The following is a 15,587-nucleotide window of genomic DNA, read 5'->3' as shown; positions in this document are numbered from 1 at the left end:
GCTTAGCCAGAATGCTGTCCTGACAGGCGGAGTATCTGCCGTGACCGATTTCCGTGACGATCCCGAGACCGAGCGCGTTCCCTTTCTGGAGCCGATCGAGCCGGGGCCGAAGCGTCGATGGGGAAGTTGGACGGCGATCATCGTGGGCGCATTGCTGGCGCTGATCGGGCTGGTGCTGGCGGCGGGCGGGCTGTGGCTGGCAGTGTTGGGCGGCTCGCTTTACTATCTGGTCGCGGGTGCCGTGATGCTGTGGTCGGGCTTTGCGCTGATCCGCGGGCGCATGCTGGGCGGCTGGGCTTATATCATCCTGGTCGCGCTCACCATGCTCTGGGCGTGGTGGGAAGTCGGGGCGAACGCGTGGGCGCAGGTGCCGCGCGTGATCGCGCCGGTGGTGCTGCTGGTTCCGGTTGTCGCCGCGATGGCGACGTTGAGCCCGCGTGGCGATCGCTGGAAGCTGGCGGGCGGCGGCATGCTGGTCGCGCTGATCCTCACAGTGCTAAACTTCTCCGCGGCGGTTTATGCCAGCCCCGATCCGGTGCAGATGGCGCTGCCCGCGCCGGGCACGGCGGGGATGGCGGATCCGTCCGGCCAGCAGACGGGTGCCGACTGGCCCGCCTATGGCGGCACGACCGCCGCGCGCCGCTATTCCTCGCTCACCCAGATCAACCCCGACAATGTGCGCAAGCTGAAGCGCACCTGGGCAGTCCACACCGGCGATCTGCCGAGTAGCCCGATGATCGCCAAGACCTATGGCGCGGAGACGACTCCGATCAAGGTCGGCGACACGCTGTATCTATGCACGCCCAAGAACATCCTGATCGCGCTCGATCCGGCGAGCGGCGCGACCAAATGGCGCTTCGATCCCAAGGTGCCGGATACGGCGATTCCGTATACCGCCGCCTGTCGCGGCGTGACCTATTATGCCGCGCCGGGCGTTCCCGCCGAGCAGCCCTGCGCCGCGCGCATAATCGAGGGGACGCTCGATGCGCGGCTCATCGCGGTCGACGCCCGCACCGGCCGTCCCTGCGCAGGCTTCGGCACAAGCGGCCAGACCGACATCAAGGTCGGAATGGGCAACACGCCCGACGGCTTCGTCTCGATCACCTCGCCCCCCACCATCGTGCGCGGGGTGATCGTCACCGGACATCAGGTGCTTGATGGGCAGGACCGCTGGGCACCATCGGGCGTGATCCAGGGTTTCGACGCGGTCACCGGCCAGCTGCGCTGGGCGTGGGACATGATGCGCCCGGACCTGACCGGCCTCCCACCTGCTGGCGAGGAATATACCCGTGGCACACCCAATATGTGGACGATCGCATCGGGCGACGAGCAACTCGGTCTGGTCTATCTGCCGATGGGCAACAGTGCCGCGGACTATTATTCGAGCCTGCGCCGCCCCGAAGAGGATCGTTTCGCCACCTCGCTGGTCGCGCTCGATGTGACTACGGGCAAGCCGCGCTGGCGGTTCCAGGCGGTGCGCAAGGATGTGTGGGACTATGATTTCGGCGCCCAGGCGACGCTGGCCGATTACAAGGGCGTGCCCGCGCTGGTGCTGCCAAGCAAGCAGGGGGACATCTATGTGCTCGATCGGCGCACCGGCCAGCCGCTGACCCCGATCGGCGCGATCCGTGCGCCCGGCGGCGGGGTAGAGCCCGAGCAGCGCGCGACAAGCCAGCCGGTGTCGCTGTGGCACACGCTGCGCAAGCCCGACCTGACCGAGCATGACATGTGGGGCATGTCGCCGATCGATCAGATGATCTGCCGCATCCAGTTTCGCAGCGCGAGCTACAAGGGCTTCTTCACCCCGCCGGAGGCGAACCGTCACTCGATCCAGTATCCCGGCTATAATGGCGGCACCGATTGGGGCGGGATAACGATCGATCCGCAGCGAGGCGTGATCTTTGCCAATTACAACGACATGCCCAATTATCTGCGGCTGGTTCCGCGCGAGGAAGCCAACAAGCTGGGCTGGGCGCCACGCGACCAGAGCCGCGGCCAGATTGGCGGCGCGGAAGGCGCGGGTGATCCACAGGCGAACACGCCCTACGCGATCAACGTCAATGCCGGATGGCGGATGCCGCTCACCGGCTTGTTGTGCAAGCAGCCTCCCTATGGCGGGATCCGCGCGATCGACATGGCGAGCGGCAAGACGATCTGGGATCGCGCGTTCGGCGAGGCGCGCACCAACGGGCCGTTCGGGATTCCGTCGATGCTGCCGATCACGATCGGCACGCCCAATAATGGCGGATCGGTAGTGACCGCGGGCGGCGTAATGTTCGTCGCGGCGGCGACCGACAACCTCATCCGCGCGATCGATCTTCGGACGGGAGAGACCTTGTGGAAGGACGTGCTGCCCGGCGGCGGACAGGCGACGCCGATGACCTATGAGATGGGCGGCAAGCAATATCTCGTCATCATGGCCGGCGGGCACCATTTCATGGAAACCCCGGTCAGCGACGAGCTTATCGCCTACGCACTTCCATGATCCCCGGCGCGCAGGCGGCCAGCGCGCGATCGATCATCGCCATCAGCCGGTCGCGCATCTCGGCCAGCCCCTCGGGCGAGAGGCCGCGATCCTGCGTCTCGAAGTTCAGATAATCCACGCCGCGCAGCACCGAATAATTGGAGAGCGAGCCGTCGCTGGTGATGACGCGTTCCTGCACCACGTTGAAATCCATCGCGACCATCTGATCGCGGCAATAAGCGGCGCTGGGCGACTGGCCGGTGCGATAGGTGGCAAAGGCGACGCTATCATCATCGTCCCAGGGCCAGGCGCGATTGACCGAGGGGCTCGGCGTAAGCGTGTCGTCGCAAAAGCGGATGGAGATTACGCCGCGGCCTACCGGATCGGACCGGTTGCAGAGCGATTCATTCGAGGCGAAGCCCGGCGAATTGGTGTGAAGCGCGATGATCGGATCGCCGCGTCCAGCCAGCACGGTGCGCGCATAGAAGGGCAGGGCGTCGTCGAAATTGCGGTTGGGGTCGATCGGCCGACCGTAGTCGACAGCGTGGTTCATGCGAACGCCGTCTGCGCCGGGTTTTACCCCCGAATCGACGGCGACGATCGTGCCGCCATATTTGCGGATCGCGGCGAAGGCGGCTTCGAACCCCCCATTCTCATTGTCATGCGGCACGAACCAAAGCGGGCCGGGGCGTTTCGATTCGATCCGCCACAGTCGCCAGTGCGCGCGCTCCTCGCGGAACTCGATACGGCTGACCTTCAGCCCCTTCCACTCGGCGGGATCGCGGTGGCGCGCGAAATCATCGTCCTGCACGGTGAGCGGATCGACCGGCGTAACGATCGCGCGGGGCTCGCTGGGAGCCGACAGGCCGAACCAGGCGGTAGCTGCGAGGAAAGCGGTGCGGAGCATGAAGCGACCCTATGGGCGGCACCCGCGCGAGTCACCATCGCCATAGCCAGCGGCCATACCGCTCGCGCAACTAAATCTCGACAAGTGGCCTCGGTCGGTTAGCGTGACGTGCGCGGGGAGGGCGCGGATGGGGTTCTGGAAAGCAACGCGAAACGAGACACGGGACGGCGCGGCGGTCGCCGGCGAGCAGCCGGCCTTTCCCGAACATGCCTTTAACAGGCGCGAGCAGCTCGATGCCGATATAAAGTTCGGCTGGATGGAGATGTGGGTCGGCGTCGGGAGCAACCAGCCATGGCCATGGCTCGATGTCGCGGTCCGTATCGGCAAGGGCTGGGGAACGTTCGTCGATCATTATGGCGGGCTGATCAAACGGCCCGACTTCATCGCTTTCCTTCCCGAGCTCAAGGCGTTTGCCGAGGAACGGCAGGACGTAGCGGAGCTTCGCTCCCTCGGCGGGTCGATGCGGCTGCGCCTGACGCGCGAATTCGGCGATCTGCGCGGCGAGGCGCGGTTCGACCATGGCCCCAATTCGCAGATAGCCCGCTTCAGGCTGTGGAAGGATTCGCTGCGCGACGCGGTCCCGGCCTATGAGAATGCGGTGCGGCGGGTCGAAGCGGTCAATCGCGGGTGGATACCGCGGCTCGGCCGGCACGATGCGACTCCGCGCGCCGCCTTGCTGGAGGGCCGGGCGGGGCCATCCAGCTTCAAGGGGTGGGTATCCGGGTATGGCGAAGGCGGCGACGTCCGCTTCGATTATGAGGTCGACGGCTATGGCTGGTACGGCGTCACGGTGCAGGTCGGCGATAACGTTTGCGAATTCGGCGGCGGCTGGCTGACCGACTGCCTGGGCGATCTGCTGCGCGCGGCACTCCTGCTGCTCGCGGGACGCAAGCAAGTCGAGGTGCTGGCCAATGCCGAGCCGGGCCAGACATGTATCGAGTTCGAGGTGGCTACGCTGCGCTGCGAGCCGGAGCCGGAGCCGGGTGTGCCCGGCAAAGCGCAGGAGGGGTGCTGGATACGGGTAACAGAGCTCTACTACGTTGATGGCAAGGAGAACGGGCTGCGGTTTGAGCAGCTCGCCCGCTCGCCCTTTGCGGTGGCTGAGGCGATCTACGCGATGGCGCTGCCCCATTTTGCGGATGGCGCCGGCCCGTGGTCCGCTCCGATGGCCGCGCTGGAAGGGGCGCTCGCGACGGTTCCGCGCGAATAGAGTCGTTTCAGCAAAGCCGGATCGACACAGAGCTGCCTGACTAGGCCAGCGGCACGCCGAACAGATCGTGCTCGTCGGCATCCTCGATCTCGACGTTCAGGATATCGCCCTGCTTCAGATGCCCGGCATCGCGCAGATGGACTTCGCCGTCGATCTCGGGCGCGTCAGCCTGGCTACGCCCGGTCGCGCCTTCGCCGTCGACCATGTCGATGATGACTTCCAGCGTGCGGCCGATCTTGCGCTGCAGCTTGGCAGCCGAGATCGCCGCGGTCTTCTCCATCACGCGGGCATAGCGCTCTTCCTTCAGCTCCTCGGGAACCTGTCCTTCGAAGCTGTTGGCCTGCGCGCCCTCGACGGTTTCGAAGCGGAACGCGCCGACGCGGTCGAGCTGCGCCTCGTCTAGCCAGTCGAGCAGATACTGGAAGTCCTCTTCGGTCTCGCCGGGAAAGCCGACGACGAACGAGCTGCGGATCGCGATATCGGGGCAAATCGAGCGCCAGTTCTTGAGCCGCTCGAGCACCTTGGCCTCATTGGCCGGGCGCTTCATCGTACGCAGCACCTTGGGGCTGGCATGCTGGAACGGGATGTCGAGATAAGGGAGCACCAGCCCCTCGGCCATCAGCGGAATGACCTGGTCTACGTGCGGGTAGGGATAGACGTAATGCAGCCGGACCCAGGGCGCGATCCTGCCGAGTTCGCGGGCGAGATCGGTCATGTGGGGCACTACTTCGGCGCCCTTCCACATGCGGGGTTCCTTGCGGATATCGACGCCATAAGCCGAGGTATCCTGGCTGATGACCAGCAATTCCTTGGTGCCGTTCTCGACCAGCTTCTCGGCTTCGCGCAGGATCGCATCGGGTCGGCGGCTGACCAGGTCGCCGCGGATCGAGGGGATGATGCAGAAGGCGCAGCGATGGTTGCAGCCCTCCGAGATCTTCAGATAGCTGTAATGGCGCGGCGTCAGTTTGAGCCCGCTTTCGGGCACCAGGTTGAGGAACGCGTTCGCCGGCATCGGCGCGGCCTCATGCACCGCGCCGACGACTTCCTCATACTGGTGCGCGCCGGTGACGGCGAGGACGTTGGGGAATTTGGCGCGGATGACATCGGCTTCCTTGCCGAAGCAGCCGGTGACGATGACGCGGCCATTCTCGGCAATCGCTTCGCCGATCGCTTCCAGCGATTCTTCCTTGGCACTGTCCAGAAAGCCGCAGGTGTTGACCAGCACGACGTCCGCGCCCGCATAGTCCGGGGACATCGCATAGCCGTCGCTGCGCAGCTTGGTGAGGATCCGTTCGCTGTCGACAAGATTCTTCGGACAGCCGAGCGAGACCATCCCCACGCGGGGGGCTTCAGGAAGTTTGGTTGCCATGATTGGGGGCGCACATAGGCTCTTTTCGCGAAAAAGCTAGTTCAGGCGCTGACCGGAGCCTTGAACACGAACCACGCGCCCAATGCGATGAAGCCGAAGCCGATCAGATGGTTGATCGTGATCTTCTGGCCCAGATAGAGAATCGAGAAGCCTGCAAACACCGTCAGCGTCACGACTTCCTGGATCGCTTTCAATTGCGCCGCCGAATAAACGTTGCTGCCCCAGCGATTGGCGGGCACGGCGAGCATATATTCGGGAAGCGCGATCAGCCAGCTCGCGAGGATCACCAGCACAAGCGGCGCCGCCTTGTACTTGAGATGGCCATACCAGGCGAAGGTCATGAAGACGTTCGATGCGACCAGCAGCGCGATTGGCAGGATGCGTTCGATCATGGCTGCGTGACGATTTCGACGATCACGTCACCCGCAACAAGCTTCGCGGCTTCAGCATCCTTGTGGCTGTGGGGCTTACCATCACGGTAGATACGTACGCCCAGGCCGGTTTCGATCGCGGATAGCGGCTTGCCGATTTCATCGAGCGCGACGGGACGTTCGGAAAGCTCGACCTGGCCGTGATAGGAGGCGAGATCGGTGAGATATTCGGCGAGATGGGGGCCCTTGCACGAGCTGGCGAGGAGTAGCCCCGAGAAGCTGACCGGATTGACCACGGTGGTGCCCCCCGCCGCGCGGGCGGGGAATTCATTGTCTTCGTTGCGAACGGTAACGCTGATCGGAAGCTCGGGCGCGAGGTGGCGCGCGGTGAGGGTGATCAGGATCGAAGTGTCGTCGCGCCCCGCGGTGACCACAAGCGAGCGGGCACGCTCGATCCGGACATCCTTCAGCACCTGATCGCGGGTGGCATCCGCCTGCAGCACGATGCATCCGCATGCCTCGGCGCGCGCGAGCCTGTCTTCATCCGCGTCGATCACGACGATCTCCCCCGGCGGCGTGCCGCGCGCGATCAGTTCGTCAACCGTCTCCGAGCCGGTACTGCCATAGCCGGCGATCACGATGTGACCGGACAGGTTCTTCTGGATCGCTGCCATGCGCCATTTTTCCCAGGTTCGCTTGAGGACGAAATTATACGCCGTGCCGAGGAACAGCAGCACCACGAAAACGCGGATCGGCGTGACGACGAACGCATCGAACATCCGCGCCGAATCGCTGACCGGCACGATATCGCCATAGCCGGTGGTGGTGACCGAGATGGACGTGAAATATAGGATGTCGAGGAAGGAAACGACGCCATCGGCAGTATCTTTCAGCCCGTCCCGCTCGATCCAGTGGACCCCCACCGCAAGGCCAAGCAATCCTACCACGACGCCGACCCGCCAGCCGATTTCGGCCCAGATCGGAAGGCTCGATTTCCGTTTGAGGGTCGCTGGCGGAAGAATGCGCATCAGCGCGCGGGCAGTCGCTGCACCGGATCGATCGCGCTGCGTCCCTTGCGCATTTCGAAATGCAGTTGCGCGCGATCTGCGAAGCCCGAATTGCCGGAGAGCGCGATGGTCTGGCCGCGCTTCACCGATTGGCCACGCTGCACGAGCAACTGGCCGGCATGGCCATAGACCGTGGTCCAGCCATCGCCATGGCTGAGGATGACGAGTCCGCCCAGCGCGGGCACATCGCTGCCGACATAGGCGACCACCCCGTCTGCCGAGGCGAGAACGGGCGTGTTGAGCGGAACCGCGATCTTGATGCCATCGTTGCGCTCGCCCGAGGCGCCGGGGCCGAAGCGCTTGACGATCGTGCCGGTGACTGGCCAGCGGAACGCGCCCGCAAGATGTGAGGGAACCGCGACCGGCGTGGTCGAGGGAAGCACGCGCGCCGAAGATGCCGTGGGCTTGGCAGGCTTTGCACCCTCGCGCGCGGCGGGGCTGCTGCCGGTCAGGAGATCGTCGATATCAAGGCGGAAGCGCGCGGCGCGCTCCTCGATCGTTTCCGGCCCCGCATTGGGGATCAGCAGCCGCTGGCCGGTGCGCAGGATATAGGGATCCTCGAGATAATTCACCGCGATCACCCGTGCCCAGTCCACGCCATACGCGCGGGCGATGGCGATCCCTGTCTCCCCGTCGCGCACGGCGTGATAGCGGCCGGCAGGGATGGCGAGCTTCTGCCCGGGAAAGATCGTGTAGGGCTGGGCGAGATTATTGGCGCGGGCGATTGCCTCCGACCCCGCGCCTGTCTTTACCGAGATCGAGCGGAGGGAATCACCTGAAAGGACAATATAGGTGCTGGCCTCGATCTGCCGGGCATCGGGCGTGACCGGGCGCATTTCCCATGCGGGGCGTTGCGCCGGCAAAGCGGGCACGTTCTGATCCAGCGAGGGGCGCTCGTAACGTTCCTGCGGCGGCTGTTCCGGCTGATACCGTGGCGCAGGCGGATCGTAACGCGGCTCTCGATATGCCCCGCCGGGCTGCGGGATGCACCCCGCTAGCGCCAGCGTCCCCAGCGCGCCGGCCCCCCAGCGCTTCAAGCTTTCCCCAACCATCCGCTAACCATATCGCGGATTTACGCCCGCGTCAGCGGCTGACTGACTCAAAACGGCTAAGACCGCCCAGATATGGCTGGAGCACTTCCGGCACCGCGACCGATCCGTCCTCTAGCTGATAGTTTTCGATCACCGCGACCAGCGTGCGACCAACCGCAAGGCCGGAGCCGTTGAGCGTGTGGACGAACTTCGTGCCCTTCTCGCCTTCGGGCCGGTAGCGCGCGTTCATACGGCGCGCCTGGAAATCGGTGCAAGTCGAGCAGGAGCTGATCTCGCGGTAGCGCGCCTGGCCGGGCAGCCAGACTTCGAGATCATAGGTGCGCGCGGCGGAGAAGCCCATGTCGCCCGTGCACAATTTCATGCGGCGGAAATGCAGGCCCAGCCGGGTCAGGATATCCTCGGCGCAGGCGGTCATCCGCTCATGCTCGGCTTCGGATGCCTCGGGCGTGGTGATCGAGACCATCTCGACCTTTTCGAACTGATGCTGGCGGATATAGCCGCGCGTGTCGCGCCCGGCCGAGCCCGCTTCGGACCGGAAGCAGGGGCTGAGCGCGGTGAAACGCAGCGGCAATTCGCTCTCGGCGAGGATATTGCCATGAACGCTGTTGGTCAGGCTGACTTCGGAAGTGGGGATCAGCCAGCGGCCATCGGTGGTCTTGAAGCTGTCCTCGGCGAACTTCGGAAGCTGGCCCGTGCCGAACATGATCTCGTCGCGCACCATTAGCGGCACCACGGCTTCCTCATAGCCATGCTTGCCGGTGAGCGTATCGAGCATGAACTGGCCCAGCGCGCGGTGGAGCCGGGCGGCGCTGCCGCGCACGAAGGTGAAGCGCGAGCCGGCGAGCTTCGCCCCGGTCTCGAAATCCAGGCCGAGCGCCGGGCCGATCGCGTCATGCTCCTTCGCTTCGAAGGCGAAGCTCGGCGCGGTTCCGCGCGCATGGACTAGGAAATTGTCCTCTTCATCGGCCCCCTGCGGCACGTCTGCGAGCGGCAGATTGGGGATCCCGGCGAGGGCGGTGGCGAGCTGGCCGCCCAATTCCTTTTCCTCGGCCTCGATCGCAGGCATCCGTTCCTTGAGCGCTGCGACTTCCGCCATCAGATCGGTAGGATCGTCGCGGCGCGCCTTTGCGGCGCCGATCGCCTTGGATGCTTCATTCCGGCGAGCGAGGGTAGTCTGCAACTCGGTCTGCAACGCGCGGCGTTTCTCATCGAGCGCGAGTAGTTCGGTCGAACGCGGCTCCAACCCGCGCTTGGCCAGGCCGGCGTCGAACGCTGCGGGGTTTTCGCGGATGAAGCGGATGTCGTGCATGGGTCGGGCGTATGGCGGGCGGCGATCGGGCGCGCAACCCTGCCGCTCTCCGTGTCGCGCAGACTCGCATCGGAAAGGATGCCGTCACCCCGGCTTCCACCGGGATAACGATAGTGTCAGGAGTCCGCGGTTTCCGCCGGGGCCTTTTTGGCGAAACGCTTGCGCGCGACGAGCGCTGCCGCTGCGCCGCCGAACAGGAGGATCATCGGGGGCGCCGGGACTGGTGCGGGGCCGCCCGAGGAGCCGCCGCTGGATCCGTGATGACCGCTCGATCCACCCCGGCTGCTCGATCCATGCCCGTTCGAGCTCCAGCCGCTGCTGTTGCTCCAGCCGCTCGAACCGTGGCTCGACGAGCCCTTGCTGCTCGAACCATAGCTGGAAGAGCCGCTGGACCCGCTCGAATTGCTAGACGAGGTCGAGGAAGAGGACGAGGTGGATCCGCTGGTAGAGCTGGAGTTCGACGACGAAGTCGAGGACGAAATGCCGCTCGACGTGGAGCTCGATGTCGAGACGCCGCTCGAGGTGGAGGAAGAGGAGCCGCCGGTGGAGGTGCTGGTCGAAGAACCGCCCGTCGACGTGCTGGTCGAGGACCCGCCGGTCGAGGTCGACGAACCGCCCGTTGATGTCGACGAGGAGACGTCGCCGCTGCTGCCGCCGCTCGAAGTGGAGGATGACGAGCCACCGGTAGAGGACGACACATCGCCCGAGCTTCCGCCCGTCGACGACGTGCTGCTGACGCTGCCGCTCGACGTGGACGAGGAAACGCCGCTCGAGGTGGAAACGCCCGACGATGTTGAGACCGAACCGCTCGACGTGGAAACCGAACCGCTAGATGTTGAGACCGAACCGCTAGAAGTGCTGGTCGACGAAATCTCGATATTGATGCCGCTGGATGTGCCCGAGCTGCCGCTGCTGCCCGAAGATCCGCTGCCCGAGCTGCCGAAGAAGCCGCCCGCGAAGAAACCGCCGATAAAGCCGCCGCCGCTGGATCCACCGATCACGCCCGACGAGCTACTGGAGCCGCTCGCGCTCGACGAGACGACGGGATACTGATTGCCTTGGCCGTATAGCGGCGGGGGAAGGGGGATCGGCGCGCCCTGGGGCGTCATGATCACCTGGGCCGCGCCCTGGCTCGTGGTGGTGGTGACAGTACGGCGGACGACTCGCTGCTGCGGGCGGCGGACGACGCGACGTACGACCCGCTTCTTCACAACCGTCTGCTGCTTCACGACGCGGGGCTTCGACACGCGTTCGGTGACGTAAACGCCGCTTCCGCCAATAATGGCTCCCCCGCAGGCGCAGGCGCAGAGTTTGGCAAGGGCCATGCGAACCGACATTATTGTCCCACTCTTCCGTTGCTGGCGTGGCCGCTCCCCACGGGATCGTCAGCAGCTTTCCACGCCATCAATGCCCGAAAGTGCAAAACAAACTATTAAGCGCAAGCGAGATGGGCGGTGTTTACCATGTTCTTGGAGGATTTATCCAAACCACATCCGGCATTTGATGGTTAATGTACTGTTTCGGAACGTGCCACGTTAATGCTTGATAACGACCTGTGAACGAAATCGGTTAACATGGGGCCGATCCAGAAGCGGTTCATGCATGGCTAATTTCCCCCATTCTAAAGGGAGATGGACGCGATCTTGCCGTAATAGCGCGCTTGTTAACTGGTTCGCGCGAAAGTATAGGGCACGCGGGCAAAGGCAGTCGTCGGCGGCTTCAGCCACCGGGAGACTGGTGTGGAGAGTATGGGGATGGCGACAGTTTTCGAGAGCTACGACGAGCCGGGTAAATTTATGCCACCAGCTGCGAATGATGGCACGGATGGGTATCGCCCGAGCGCCGACGAGCCCTTTATGGGACCCCGGCAGCTTGAATATTTCAGAGAGAAGCTGCTGGCCTGGAAGGATGCGATCTATCGCGAGGCGGCCGGCACGCTGAACCAGCTCCAGGCCGACTCGCTGCGCGAGGCGGACCTTACCGACCGTGCCTCGAGCGAGACCGACTGGTCGATCGAGCTGCGGACCCGCGATCGTCAGCGCAAGCTGATCGCCAAGATCGACGCGGCGCTGCGCCGGATCGACGAGGGCGAATATGGATATTGCGAAGTAACCGGCGAGCCGATTTCGCTCGGCCGGCTTGAAGCGCGCCCGATCGCCACGATGACCGTCGAGGCCCAGGAGCGCCATGAGCGCAACGAGAAGGTCAGCCGCGAGGAATAGGGCCCGCCGCCCGCGTAGCCGCTCCCGCCCGAAATCGCGGTCGTGGTGCGCGCCGGTTAACGGTTTCGACAGGGATTGATGCTCTTATTCGCGCGTAACCCCAATTTACGTTCGAGCTGAGCAGTGATGGAACAGTTTTCCCCCGATTCCCTGACGGCCCTTTCGGCAGAGGACTTCACCGGCCAGCGCGCGGGTGCGCGCGACAGCCTGATGCTCTCGGCAAATTTCCGAATCGCGGGCCAGCCGGATGAAAATGTGCGCGTTCGGAATCTCTCGTCTGGCGGAATGATGGCCGAATATGCCGCTCCGATTGCACGCGGCACGGTTGTCCAGGTCGAAGTGCGCGGTGTGGGTTGGGTGTCGGGAAAGATCGCCTGGGCCACCGATGGCCGCGTCGGCGTGGCGTTCGATAACGAGATCGATCCGATGCTTGCGCGCAAGCCAGTCGGCAAGGGCACACATACGCCAGTCTATGTGAAGCCGATTCTCACACGCCGCTGAATAAGCGCGGAGGGGACTAAAAGCCCCTTTCGGGGTGCAGCCTTTCGCCACACCCCATCGGAACGCGCCCGCTATCGGGCCATCTGTTCCTTGATGCGAAGCTTCTGCTTCTTGAGCGCCGCCAGGATAGCCTGATCGGGCAATGGCCGTTGCGTTTCTGCGGCGATTCGCTGGTCGAGCACATTGTGCTTGGCCGAAAGCGCCGAGAGATGCGTGTTCTGCATGGCAGTCTCCTTCATCGTGGCCGGAAAGCCCAGTAAAACACTGTTCGATGCGCTTGTCTCGCCTCATTCGCTCGGGCAATCGACAGGGTGCCGAAAAGACGGGATAGAGCGATTGGGTTGTGCAGTTGCGTGAGGGGGGCGGAATGGACGAAAGCGAGATTCGGACGAGGCTCACCATGCTGCGGACCGAGCATCGCGATCTGGATGCCGCGATCGAGGCGCTGCGCGGCGCCGGCGCGCCAGACCAGCTCCAGATCGCCCGGCTCAAGAAACGCAAGCTGAAGATGCGCGACGAGATCCAGTTGCTGGAAGATCAACTCATTCCTGATATTATCGCCTGAGCCGCAGACCTTCCCGCAACGGGACGGAAGTTTACCTCGATTAAGCATTTCGTTACCATAAATGCTGTGGCAGCTTTCGGTTCATGGGGCAGCAGGGCACATCGCAGATCCACCGCAAGCTGATCGACTCGCTTTATGTCGAGGCGATGCTGCTGGCGGATGAGGCGCGCGGCTATTTCGACGAATTGGGCCGCGATGAGCGCGAGACGCTTGAAGCGCTCAACCGCGTCGCCTTTTCATGCGAATCGCTGAAAGTGACGACCCGGCTGATGCACATCATCGCTTGGCTGTTAACCCAGCGCGCCGTGGATGCGGGTGAATTGTCCATGGGAGACGCATTGTCTCCCTCTCGCCGGCTGGGCGAAGCTCCGGACACGGATCAGCAATTGCTGCTGGCGATGCCGCCCCAGGCAGTTGCGATCATCCAGACCAGCATCGAGCTGTACCGCCGCGTCGCGCGGCTGGATCAGTCGCTGGATCTTCCGGTGATCATGGTCAGTCCGGCGCGCAGCATGATGGACCGCCTCGCCGCGGCATTTTGAGTTTCCCTCCCCGTAACGACGCGGGAGGGGCAGGGGAGGGCTAGCTCGCTTTGGGGGGAGCTTGAGCAGCCCTCCTCACTTCCAGCGCCCTACCGGATGGCGGCCTTCGCCGCGGCATATTCCGCCTTCAGCCGATCGATCAGCGCTGCGGCCGACTCGACAGCCTTGACCGCGCCGATGCCCTGGCCGGAGCCCCAGATTTCCTTCCACGCCTTGGCTCCGCCAAAGTTCATCGCGCTCGGATCGCTCTCGGGAAGCTTGTCCGGGTCGAGCCCCGCCGCCACGATCGAGCTACGCAGATAATTGCCGTGCACGCCGGTGAACAGGCTGGAATAGACGATGTCCGCCGCTCGCCCTTCGACGATGCCCTGCTTGTACGCCGGCACTGCATTGGCTTCCTCGGTCGCGATAAAGGGCGAGCCGATATAAGCGAGGTCGGCACCAAGCACCTGAGCCGCCAGGATCGAGCGTCCGGTCGAGATCGCGCCCGACAATATCACCGGCCCGTCAAACCATTCGCGCACTTCCTGAACGAACGGGAAGGGGTTGAGCCTGCCCGCATGCCCGCCCGCGCCGGTGGCGACCAGGATCAGCCCATCGGCACCCTTCTCGATCGCCTTGTGCGCAAAGCGGTCATCGATCACGTCGTGGAGCGTGATGCCGCCCCAGCCATGCACCGCGTCGTTCAGCTCGGGCCGCGCGCCAAGCGAAGTGATCACGATCGGCACCTTCCACTTGGCGCAGGTCGCGACGTCTTCCTCCAGCCGCACATTCGATTTGTGGACGATCTGGTTCACCGCATAGGGTGCGGACGGGCTCTCCGGGTGATCGCGATCCCAGGCAGCCAGTTCCTCTGTGATCCGGTGCAGCCATTCGTCGAGCTGGGACTGGGGCCGCGCATTCAGCGCGGGGAACGAACCGACGATCCCAGCCTTGCACTGCGCGATGACCAGGTCGGGAACAGAGATGATGAAGAGCGGCGAGCCGATTACGGGCAAGGCCAGACGATCGAAGAGCGGAGGAAGAGCCATGCAGAATTGATAGCGTAACGAGAGGGGCTGTCTAGGCAGGTCCCACGGACGCTACGGCATGGCGAGGTGCGGCTGCGCGACTCGCGTCAGGAAATCTGCTGTGCAACATCGGCCAGCAGGATGCGGGCGATCGGCCGACCCTTTTCATCCTCGATCTCCAGCGTCCCGCTCGGGGCGCTGCACATCTTGCGCATCCGGCTGCGGATCATGTCGCGCGCCGCGTGCTGCGCCTCGGCGAGCGCGGCAGCGAGATTGGGGAGCATTCGGCTATGCGTGGGATGGCATGCTTCGTCGCGGGTGCGCAGGTGGAAATGATAGAGCGGCATGCGAGGAAAATGCGCAACAAGTCAGCAAGTTGCGCCGGTTGATGCAGATCAGCGCGAAATTCATGCTGCGCAGCATATGCCGCCTTTCGGAGCAACTTCCCTCAGCCGCCGCGGCGCCGCTCGCCTCAGTCGATGCGCTTCAGATCCCGCGCATATTCGCGCTGCTTGGCGGCATAGAGCGCAGCGCTGCCCTTGAGCTGTGCCTTTTGCATCTCGTCGAGCGTGCGCACCGGGCGGGCCGGGCTGCCTACGATCAGCGAGCCGGCGGGAAACTCCTTGCCTTCGGTCACGAGCGCGCCCGCGCCGACCAGGCAGCCTTCCCCGATCACCGCGCGATTGAGGATCGTTGCGCCCATGCCGATCAGCGCACCATTGCCGATCGTGCAGCCATGCAGGATCGCCTTGTGGCCAACCGTCACATCCTCGCCGATCGTCAGCGGCGCGCCGGGATCGGAATGGCAGACCGCGCCTTCCTGGATATTGGAGCGCGCCCCGATCAGGATCGGCGTGTTGTCCGCGCGGATCACCGCGCCGAACCAGACGCTCGCCAGTTCCCCCAGATGCACGTCGCCGATCAGGTCGGCGCTCGGCGCAATCCAGGCGTTCTCGGCGATCCGGGGCTTGTGCCCGCCAATTTCGTAGAGCGGCATC

Annotated in this window: 17 protein-coding genes; 7 read left to right on the top strand and 10 right to left on the bottom strand. The window is 64.5% G+C overall.

Annotation, left to right across the window (positions count from 1 at the left end):
* Window positions 1-40 precede the first annotated feature (40 nt).
* Window positions 41-2,485, top strand: a complete 2,445-nt coding sequence (locus tag SSO01S_RS04730) for a membrane-bound PQQ-dependent dehydrogenase, glucose/quinate/shikimate family (RefSeq protein ID WP_439646552.1) — start codon at window positions 41-43, stop codon at window positions 2,483-2,485.
* Here the strand turns inward: SSO01S_RS04730 and SSO01S_RS04725 are convergent.
* Window positions 2,463-3,371 (bottom strand): hypothetical protein, encoded by a 909-nt coding sequence (locus tag SSO01S_RS04725; protein ID WP_066795913.1) that lies wholly within the window; start codon window positions 3,369-3,371, stop codon window positions 2,463-2,465. The genes SSO01S_RS04730 and SSO01S_RS04725 overlap by 23 nt on opposite strands.
* A 127-nt stretch (window positions 3,372-3,498) precedes the next feature.
* Between SSO01S_RS04725 and SSO01S_RS04720 the strand changes: the two genes are divergently transcribed.
* Window positions 3,499-4,581, top strand: coding sequence for a hypothetical protein (locus SSO01S_RS04720; RefSeq protein WP_066795910.1), 1,083 nt, complete (start codon window positions 3,499-3,501; stop codon window positions 4,579-4,581).
* A 40-nt stretch (window positions 4,582-4,621) separates the two neighbouring features.
* Here SSO01S_RS04720 and rimO read toward each other — a convergent pair whose 3' ends face one another.
* Genes rimO through serS form a run of 5 tightly spaced genes read right to left on the bottom strand, consistent with a single transcriptional unit; the run spans window position 4,622 to window position 9,749 of the window.
* Entirely contained in the window at window positions 4,622-5,950 is a 1,329-nt protein-coding gene (gene rimO / locus SSO01S_RS04715) for a 30S ribosomal protein S12 methylthiotransferase RimO (protein ID WP_066795908.1), read from the bottom strand.
* A gap of 41 nt (window positions 5,951-5,991) precedes the next feature.
* Window positions 5,992-6,342 (bottom strand): DMT family protein, encoded by a 351-nt coding sequence (locus SSO01S_RS04710; protein WP_066795905.1) that lies wholly within the window; start codon window positions 6,340-6,342, stop codon window positions 5,992-5,994.
* The gene (locus SSO01S_RS04705; RefSeq protein WP_066795902.1) at window positions 6,339-7,349 is read right to left on the bottom strand and encodes a potassium channel family protein; all 1,011 of its coding nucleotides are present in this window, start codon (window positions 7,347-7,349) and stop codon (window positions 6,339-6,341) included. Before SSO01S_RS04705 ends, SSO01S_RS04710 begins: the two co-directional genes overlap by 4 nt.
* Window positions 7,349-8,440, bottom strand: coding sequence for a peptidoglycan DD-metalloendopeptidase family protein (locus tag SSO01S_RS04700; protein ID WP_083942844.1), 1,092 nt, complete (start codon window positions 8,438-8,440; stop codon window positions 7,349-7,351). The genes SSO01S_RS04705 and SSO01S_RS04700 overlap by 1 nt, the downstream gene beginning before the upstream one ends.
* 31 nt (window positions 8,441-8,471) lie before the next feature.
* Window positions 8,472-9,749 (bottom strand): serine--tRNA ligase, encoded by a 1,278-nt coding sequence (gene serS, locus SSO01S_RS04695; protein ID WP_066795899.1) that lies wholly within the window; start codon window positions 9,747-9,749, stop codon window positions 8,472-8,474.
* Between the two features lie 402 nt (window positions 9,750-10,151).
* On the opposite strand from serS, the gene SSO01S_RS04690 reads away from it, so the two are divergent.
* From SSO01S_RS04690 to SSO01S_RS04680, 3 genes are all read left to right on the top strand, one after another.
* Entirely contained in the window at window positions 10,152-10,802 is a 651-nt protein-coding gene (locus tag SSO01S_RS04690; protein ID WP_066795896.1) for a hypothetical protein, read from the top strand.
* Window positions 10,803-11,503: 701 nt separating this feature from the next.
* Window positions 11,504-11,971: an RNA polymerase-binding protein DksA gene (gene dksA, locus SSO01S_RS04685; protein ID WP_066795893.1), complete on the top strand. Its 468-nt coding sequence runs from the start codon at window positions 11,504-11,506 to the stop codon at window positions 11,969-11,971.
* 126 nt (window positions 11,972-12,097) lie between these two features.
* On the top strand, window positions 12,098-12,472 hold the full coding sequence (locus tag SSO01S_RS04680; RefSeq protein ID WP_066795890.1) for a PilZ domain-containing protein: 375 nt from the start codon (window positions 12,098-12,100) through the stop codon (window positions 12,470-12,472).
* A 71-nt stretch (window positions 12,473-12,543) separates the two neighbouring features.
* Here SSO01S_RS04680 and SSO01S_RS17160 read toward each other — a convergent pair whose 3' ends face one another.
* Complete coding sequence (locus SSO01S_RS17160) at window positions 12,544-12,696, bottom strand: YdcH family protein (RefSeq protein WP_083942860.1); 153 nt, start codon at window positions 12,694-12,696, stop codon at window positions 12,544-12,546.
* 143 nt (window positions 12,697-12,839) lie between these two features.
* On the opposite strand from SSO01S_RS17160, the gene SSO01S_RS04675 reads away from it, so the two are divergent.
* Both SSO01S_RS04675 and SSO01S_RS04670 read left to right on the top strand, forming a co-directional pair.
* Complete coding sequence (locus SSO01S_RS04675; RefSeq protein ID WP_066795887.1) at window positions 12,840-13,037, top strand: YdcH family protein; 198 nt, start codon at window positions 12,840-12,842, stop codon at window positions 13,035-13,037.
* Window positions 13,038-13,120: 83 nt separating this feature from the next.
* Complete coding sequence (locus SSO01S_RS04670) at window positions 13,121-13,579, top strand: DUF1465 family protein (protein WP_066795885.1); 459 nt, start codon at window positions 13,121-13,123, stop codon at window positions 13,577-13,579.
* 89 nt (window positions 13,580-13,668) lie between these two features.
* On the opposite strand, the gene SSO01S_RS04665 is transcribed toward SSO01S_RS04670, so the two are convergent.
* From SSO01S_RS04665 to SSO01S_RS04655, 3 genes are all read right to left on the bottom strand, one after another.
* On the bottom strand, window positions 13,669-14,610 hold the full coding sequence (locus SSO01S_RS04665; RefSeq protein WP_066795882.1) for an NAD(P)H-dependent flavin oxidoreductase: 942 nt from the start codon (window positions 14,608-14,610) through the stop codon (window positions 13,669-13,671).
* Window positions 14,611-14,696: 86 nt separating this feature from the next.
* A complete protein-coding gene (locus SSO01S_RS04660) occupies window positions 14,697-14,936 on the bottom strand; it encodes a DUF6894 family protein (protein ID WP_066795879.1) in 240 nt (79 codons plus the stop codon).
* A gap of 125 nt (window positions 14,937-15,061) precedes the next feature.
* Window positions 15,062-15,586, bottom strand: coding sequence for a gamma carbonic anhydrase family protein (locus SSO01S_RS04655; protein ID WP_066795876.1), 525 nt, complete (start codon window positions 15,584-15,586; stop codon window positions 15,062-15,064).
* Window position 15,587 lies beyond the last annotated feature (1 nt).

The sequence above is a fragment of the Sphingomonas soli NBRC 100801 genome (genome assembly GCF_001591025.1).
Classification (GTDB): Bacteria; Pseudomonadota; Alphaproteobacteria; order Sphingomonadales; family Sphingomonadaceae; genus Sphingomonas; species Sphingomonas soli.
This window is presented reverse-complemented; position numbering and strand designations above follow the sequence as displayed.